Here is a 7,505-nt window from a genome sequence, read left to right on the forward strand (position 1 = left end):
GGCCGCACGCCGCCGCCCCTGCGCGGGCGAAGCCGCGCGGGCGGTACGGCTTACCCCTGCGGATCGGCCCACGGCGCGCGCTCGAACGCGCGCGCCAGGTACTCGATCAGCGCCTGCACCCGCGCCGGCCGCGCCCGCCCCGGCGGGGTGACCACGTGCAGGGCGATCGGCGGCGGCGCCCAGTCGGGCATCACCTGCTCCAGCGCGCCGCTGCGCAACTCGCGCCAGACCAGGAACTCCGGCTGCAGCGCCAGCCCCAGCCCGGCCAGCAACGCGGGATTGAGCGCTTCGGCGTTGTTGACCCGCAGCGGCGCCGGCACGCTCAGCGAGAAATCGCCATGGCGCGCGTGGCGGAAGCGCCAGGCGTTGCCGAAGCGCGAGTAGGCGTAGGCCAGCGCGCTGTGTCCGGCCAGCTCGCGCGGATGGCCGGGCCGGCCGCGCGCGTCCAGGTAGGCCGGCGCCGCCACCAGCACGATGCGCACGCCGCACAGGCGCCGCGCCAGCAGGCTCGAATCGGCCAGCGCGGAAATGCGCAGGGCCAGGTCGTAGCCGCCGCCGACCAGGTCGGTGACGCCGTCGTCGAAGTCGATGTCCAGCGCGATCTCGGGATAGTCGGCCATGAATTGCGGCAACAGCGGCGCCAGGTGGGCCACGCCGAACGACATCGGCGCGGCCAGCCGCACCCGCCCGCGCGGGCTGCGCGCCTGGGCGGTGACCTCGGCCTCGACCGCCTCGCCCTCGGCCAGGATCCGCGCGGCGCGCTCGAGCGCGGCGCGGCCGCTTTCGGTCAGCGAGATCCGCCGCGAGGTGCGGTGCAGCAGGGTGGTCTTGAGCCGGGCTTCCAGGCGCGAGACCGCCTTGGACACGGTCGCCTGCGACAGGCTCAGCTCCTCGGCCGCGCGGGCGAAGGAGCCCAGTTCGGCGACCTTGGCGAAGATCGCCCAGGCTTCCAGGTCGGGCAGTCGGATCATGGCCTGATTACACCATTATTGGAAACGATGGTTTTCTATCGTTTCTATTCTAAACCCAATCCCGCAGACCTATCGTTTCCCCATCGCCTCACACACAAGGAAACGCCGACATGATCGAACTGCGCCCCTACGCCAGCCTCGGCGGCGAAAACCACGGCTGGCTCGACGCCAAGCACCACTTCTCCTTCGCCGGCTACCACGACGCCAAGCGCATGGGCTGGGGCGCGCTGCGGGTCTGGAACGACGACACCATCGCCGCCAACACCGGCTTCCCGCCGCACTCGCACGCCGACATGGAGATCATCACCTACGTCCGCGACGGCGCGATCAGCCACCAGGACAACCTCGGCAACCGCGGCCGCACCGAAGCCGGCGACGTCCAGGTGATGAGCGCGGGCAGCGGCATCCAGCACGCCGAATACAACCTGGAGCCGGAGACGACCCGGATCTTCCAGATCTGGATCATCCCCGACGCCCGCGGCGGCGCGCCGACCTGGGGCGCCAAGCCCTTCCCCAAGGACGACCGCGGCGGCCGTTTCGTGGTCCTGGCCAGCGGCATCGACGGCGACGAAGACGCCCTGCCGATCCGCGCCAACGCCCGCGTGCTCGGCCTGACCCTGGCCAAGGGCGAATCGGCCGAATACGCCTTCGACGGCGAGCGCTACGGCTACCTGGTGCCGGCCAAGGGCGCGGTCGAGGTCAACGGCGTGGCGGTGAACGCCCGCGACGGCGCGGCGATCCGCGGCGAAGCGCGCATTCGCGTGACCGCGTCGGAAGACGCCGAAGTGGTGCTGGTCGACACTGCGCCGTAACCGCCGCATCGCAACCTCGCGACTCCTGCTTACCCGCGCCGCCGTCCGCGGCGGCGCGGACCTGCGCTACCCGTTCCCCTTCAGCCCTCCTCTCCCACCGCTATCCCGGAGCCTTACGCCATGGCCACCTTCACCACCCGCGACGACGTGCAGATCTACTTCAAGGACTGGGGCCCGCGCGACGGCCAGCCCGTCGTCTTCAGCCACGGCTGGCCGCTGAGTTCGGACAGCTGGGAATCGCAGATGTTCTTCCTGGCCTCGCACGGCTATCGCGTCATCGCCCACGACCGCCGCGGCCACGGCCGTTCCAGCCAGCCCTGGGACGGCAACGACATGGACCACTACGCCGACGACCTGGCGCAGTTGCTCGAACACCTCGATATCCAGGGCGCCGCGCTGTTCGGCTTCTCCACCGGCGGCGGCGAAGTGGCGCGCTACATCGGCCGCCACGGCACCGCGCGGGTCAAGAAGGCCGGCCTGATCTCGGCGGTGCCGCCGCTGATGCTCAAGACCGCCGACAACCCCGGCGGCCTGCCGATCGAAGTGTTCGACGGCCTGCGCGTGGGTTCGATCAAGGACCGCTCGCAGCTGTACAAGGACATCGCCAGCGGCCCGTTCTTCGGCTTCAACCGCGCAGGCGCGACGCCCTCGCAGGGCATGATCGATTCGTTCTGGGTGCAGGGCATGTGGGGCGGCCACAAGAACACCTACGATTCCATCGCCGCGTTCTCGGCCACCGACTTCCGCGAGGATCTGAAGAAGTTCGACGTGCCGACCCTGATCGTGCACGGCGACGACGACCAGATCGTGCCGATCGACGCCGCCGGCCGCGCCTCGGCCCAGCTGATCAAGAACAGCAAGCTGATCGTGTACCCGGGCGCGCCGCACGGCCTGACCGATACGCACAAGGACAAGCTCAACCAGGATCTGCTGGACTTCCTCAGGTCCTGACCTCGCTCGGCCTCTCCCGCATCCGCAGGAGAGGCCGCAGTGGCGAAGCATCCCTGTAGGAGCGGCGCAAGCCGCGACCGCGACATCGCGCCTGCGACGCAAGCGTGGTTTCGCGGTCGCGGCTTGCGCCGCTCCTACAGGAAGCGACCGCGACGAAGCGGTCGCCCGTCAACACTTCCGGCCTACGACGCTCGCCGAAGCCGCGTGCTAGCGTGCCGCATCGCGGTGATCCCAGCTCGCGCCCGCGCTCGGCTGCCGCACACGCCCGCCTTCGGAGACCGCATGAAGCTCAAGCCGCTCGCCGCACTGGCCTTGGCCTCGTCCCTGTTCGCGTCGACGCCGGCCGCAAGCTCAGCCAAAGCGGGTTACGTCGCCGCCGAAACGCACCGCGTCGCGACCCAGCCCAGCGCCGCCGCGCGCGACGCCGAGGGGCGCGACCAGTTGCGCGTAACCGTGTGGTATCCCGCCCGCGCCGGCAGCGCCGCGCAGGAGATCGCGCTCGGACCGCCGGACGCGCCGCTGTTCCGCGTCGCCGCGCTCGCCGACGACGCCCCGCTGGCCGCCGACGCGCCCGGCCGCAAGCGCCCGGTGGTGCTGCTCTCGCACGGCTTCGGCGGCAGCGCGCGGATGATGGGCTGGTTCGCCGCGCCCCTGGCGCAGGCGGGCTATGTGGTGATCGGCGTCGACCATCCCGGCAACAACGGCGTCGACCGCATGACCGTGCCCGGCGCGATCCTGTGGTGGGAACGCGCCGAAGACCTCAAGCGCGCGCTCGCCGCAGTCGCCGCCGATCCGCAGTTCGGCCCGCACATCGACGCCGGCAACGTCGCCGCCTCGGGCTTCTCCGCCGGCGGCTTCACCGCGCTGGCCCTGGCCGGCGCGCGTTTCGACCGCCAGCGCCTGCTCGACTTCTGCCATGCCCATCCCGACGACGGCGTGTGCCGGCCGCAGATCGAATTCGCGATCACCGAGGACGACATGCGCAAGGCGCTGCAGCGCCCCGACGTGGCCGCGCTGGAAGCCACCGCCGGCGCCGACCATGCGCTGCCCGCGCTCAAGGCCGTGTTCGCGATGGCGCCGGCGCTGGTGCAGGCGTTCACGCCGGACAGCCTGCGCGGCATCGATGTGCCGGTGCGGATCGTCTCCGGCGAAGCCGACACCGTGGCCGCATTGGCCAGCAACGCGCGCGCGGCCGCCGACGCGATCCCGGGCGCGCGCCTGACCGCGCTGCCGCAGGTCGGGCATTACGCGTTCCTGTCGACCTGCACCGCCGCGGGGCGGGAAAAACTCCCGATCTGCGCGCAGACCGGCCCGCAGGAACTGGCGCACCGCACCGCCATCGCGCAGGCGCTGAAGCTGTTCGAACGCACCCTCGGCAAACCGCCGCGCTGATCCCGCAACCCCTGTAGGAGCGGCGCAAGCCGCGACCGCGACACCGCACTTTCGACGCAGGCGTGATGTCGCGGTCGCGGCTCGCGCCGCTCCTACAAGGGGCTACGGCGAGGGCCGCGCCGCCGCCTTCGCTGCGGCGCACAACGGCCCATGCGTTTCGCATGAAATTGTCGGCAATGTTCTCTTTCGTGACCGCCGCAATCGGCGCGTCCGTCCGTCTGTGTTCGATTGGCCGCGGCACCACCGCGTGCCTCGTCGCGAGCACATCCAGGCCACCAGCGCCATCGCGGCAACCGCCGCCGGCGCCCGCCGCCGGCGTCCTTCAGTCCACCTCGACGATAGGACGGACCATCGCCATGAAGACCGACCTTGCGCCTGCGGCGCGCTCGCCCCTCGACCTGCGCGCGTTCTGGACGCTCGCCGACGATCTGCAACGCCAGACCGTCGACCACGCCAGCGCCCTGTTCGCGTTCGTGGAAACCGCCAGCCCGCCGCGATTGTTCTCGCTGCTGGCCCAGTACCGCTGCTTCACCGACTACTACATCGCCGACATCGCCCTGCTAATCGCGCGGCTGCCGCCCGGGCGCATGCGCAGCTTCCTCGCCGACATCCTGTTCGACGAACTCGGCAGCGGCGACGCCGCGCAGGCGCATCCGCAGCTCTACGACGACTTCCTCGCCAGCCTGGGCATCGAACACGGCGATCGCGAGCGGCAGGCGCTGACCGCCAACCTCGCCCTGCTCGACGCGGCCCGCGCCGCGCTGACCGCGCCCGGCGCCCCCGCGGCCTACGGCGTCGGCCTGCGCGGCATGGGCGGCGAATGCGTCTGCCAGGTGTATCTGGCCAAGCTCTACGAACACCTGATCCGCAATCCCTACGTGCGCGAACATCGCGAGCGCATCGACTGGAGGTTCTGGGAACTGCACGTCGGCGAGCACGACATCGCCCACCGCGAGAAACTGCGCGCGCTGATCGGCGAGGAGATCGGCGGCATGGACGCCGGCAGCGTCGCCGCGCTGGAACGCGGCTATCGCGACAGCATGGCCGCGTGGCAGGCGTTCTGGGGCCACATCCACGCCGCCGCCACCGCCCCCGACCCGGCGGCGGCCGCGCGCGGCGCGCCGCCTGTCGAAGCGCCCATCGCCCAGTTCCACCTCGCCATCGGCGTGCACGACCTGCAAACCGCGCGCGCGTTCTACTGCGACGTGCTCGGCGCCGGCCAGGGCCGCTCGACCAGGAACCTGATCGACCTGGACTTCTACGGCCACCACCTGGTCATCCACCAGGCGCCGCAGGCGGCCGTCGGCGATGCCGCGTTCGGCTCGGCGTTCTACGGCGAAACGGTCAAGGTGCCGCACTTCGGCATCAATCTGAACTGGCGCGACTGGAGTGCGCTGGCCGAGCGGATCAAGCGCCACGGCTACGCGTTCGTCGACCCGCCGCACGTGCGCATGCGCGACCTGCCCGGCGAGCACGCCACCATGTTCCTCAACGACCCCAGCGGCAACGCCCTGGAATTCAAGGCTTTCCGCAACCACGACGAGGTGTTCGCGACGATCTTCGCCAGCCACACGCGCGAGATGGAAGGACTGGACGGATTGGTGGAGAAAGCCGCGGCGGCGTGAACCGCGCCCGCGGCCGGCGCGCATTGCGCCGGCCGCGGGCGTCGCTTCAGCCGGCGGTGCTTCAGTCGGCGGCGTAGCGGTCGGCGACGGCCAGCGCTTCGTCGATCACGGTCAGGCCATGGCGCAGCTCGTCTTCGCCGATGTTCAGCGGCGGCACGATGTGCAGGCGGTTGCCGGCGGCGAACGGCCACACCCCGCCGCGCTTGCACGCCGCCACCAGTTCGGCCATCGCCGCGTTGGCCGCGCCGCCCGCGTTGAACGGCACCAGCGGTTCGCGGCTGGCGCGGTCGCGCACCAGCTCGATCGCCCAGAACGCGCCGAGCCCGCGCACCTCGCCGATGCTGGGATGGCGTTCGGCCATCGCCGCCAGCGCCGGGCCGATGATGTCGGCGCCGATGCGGCGCGCGCGCTCGATCAAGCCTTCGCTGCGATACACGCCGATGCAGGCCACCGCCGCGGCGCAGGCCAAGGGATGGCCCGAATACGTCAGCCCGCCGGGGAACGGCCGCTGCTGATAGGCCTGGGCGATGCGCTCGCTGACGATCACCCCGCCCAGCGGCACGTAGCCGCAATTGACGCCCTTGGCGAAGGTGATCAGATCCGGCACCACGCCCCAATGGTCGATCGCGAACCATTCGCCGCAGCGGCCGAAACCGGCCATGACTTCGTCGGCGATCAGCACGATGCCGTGACGGTCGCACAACTCGCGCACGCCGCGCAGATAACCGTCCGGCGGCACCAGGATGCCGTTGCCGCCGACCACCGACTCCAGCAGGATCGCCGCCACCGTGTGCGCGCCTTCCAGCTCCAGCGTCTGCTGCAGGTGGGCCAGCGCGCGCTCGCATTCCTGCGCGGGCGTTTGCGCATAGAACGCCGAGCGGTACGCATACGGCCCCCAGAACCGCACCACGCCCGGCAGGCCGGGCTCGGCGTTCCAGCGGCGCGGATCGCCGGTCAGGGTGATCGCGCCGGCGGTGGCGCCGTGATAGCTGCGGTACATCGCCAGCAGCTTGTGCCGGCCGGTGTGCTGGCGGGCGATGCGCACCGCGTTCTCCACCGCCTCGGCGCCGCCGTTGGTGAAGAACACCCGGTCGAGATCGCCCGGCGCGACCTCGGCGATCATCCGCGCGGCCTGCGCGGTGGCGGCGTTGGCGTGGTACGGCGCGATCGTGCACAGCGTGGCCGCCTGCTCGCGGATCGCCTCGACCAGGGCCGGATGCTGGTGGCCGAGATTGACGTTGACCAACTGACTGGAAAAATCCAGCCAGCGCGTCCCGTTCTCGTCCCAGAACCACGCGCCCTGCGCGCCGGCCACCACGACCGGATCGATCTGCGCCTGCGCCGACCACGAATGCAGCACATGGCGGCGATCGTCGCGCCAGGTCGCGGAGCGCTCCGGCGCCTGCGGCGCGGCGGTTTCGGTGGCAGCGGTCATACGCGGACTCCTCAGGCTGTGGATGCCCGCATCATCGCACCGCGCCCCCGCACGCGCCCGGCGTTCCGACACACCCCCGTATCGCCGTCGCCGCTTACCCCCACCATCGCATCCGAAACCCGCCCAAGCCCCTGCAGGAGCGGCGCAAACCGCGACCGCGCCGATACAACGACAACGCCCTCCCAACCCGTCATTCCGGCGAAAGCCGGAATCCATGTTGCTGTTGCCGTTGATCTTCGCTCCCCCCGCCGTCCCAAACTCGCCACAGGCAACCGTAGACCCGAAGGGCGGCGCGCACGATGCGCGCCGTGCGCCACCC

At 71.2% G+C, this 7,505-nt stretch carries 6 protein-coding genes; 4 read left to right on the forward strand and 2 right to left on the reverse strand.

The features are described 5' to 3' along the window. Window positions 1-50: 50 nt before the first annotated feature. Window positions 51-971, reverse strand: a complete 921-nt coding sequence (locus A7A76_RS01725) for a LysR family transcriptional regulator (RefSeq protein WP_206409578.1) — start codon at window positions 969-971, stop codon at window positions 51-53. Between the two features lie 110 nt (window positions 972-1,081). On the opposite strand from A7A76_RS01725, the gene A7A76_RS01730 reads away from it, so the two are divergent. The 4 genes from A7A76_RS01730 to A7A76_RS01745 all read left to right on the forward strand — a co-directional run bounded on the left by A7A76_RS01730 (window position 1,082) and on the right by A7A76_RS01745 (window position 5,751). Next, window positions 1,082-1,783 (forward strand): pirin family protein, encoded by a 702-nt coding sequence (locus tag A7A76_RS01730; protein WP_206409579.1) that lies wholly within the window; start codon window positions 1,082-1,084, stop codon window positions 1,781-1,783. Between the two features lie 120 nt (window positions 1,784-1,903). Then, window positions 1,904-2,734, forward strand: coding sequence for an alpha/beta fold hydrolase (locus A7A76_RS01735; RefSeq protein WP_206409580.1), 831 nt, complete (start codon window positions 1,904-1,906; stop codon window positions 2,732-2,734). 282 nt (window positions 2,735-3,016) lie between these two features. Continuing rightward, window positions 3,017-4,126, forward strand: coding sequence for an alpha/beta hydrolase family protein (locus A7A76_RS01740; RefSeq protein ID WP_206409581.1), 1,110 nt, complete (start codon window positions 3,017-3,019; stop codon window positions 4,124-4,126). Between the two features lie 356 nt (window positions 4,127-4,482). After that, window positions 4,483-5,751: an iron-containing redox enzyme family protein gene (locus A7A76_RS01745; RefSeq protein WP_206409582.1), complete on the forward strand. Its 1,269-nt coding sequence runs from the start codon at window positions 4,483-4,485 to the stop codon at window positions 5,749-5,751. A 61-nt stretch (window positions 5,752-5,812) separates the two neighbouring features. Here the strand turns inward: A7A76_RS01745 and A7A76_RS01750 are convergent, their stop codons facing one another. Continuing rightward, entirely contained in the window at window positions 5,813-7,186 is a 1,374-nt protein-coding gene (locus tag A7A76_RS01750) for an aspartate aminotransferase family protein (protein ID WP_206409583.1), read from the reverse strand. Window positions 7,187-7,505: the final 319 nt, after the last annotated feature.

The organism is Lysobacter enzymogenes, from assembly GCF_017168095.1.
Lineage (GTDB): Bacteria > Pseudomonadota > Gammaproteobacteria > Xanthomonadales > Xanthomonadaceae > Lysobacter > Lysobacter enzymogenes_D.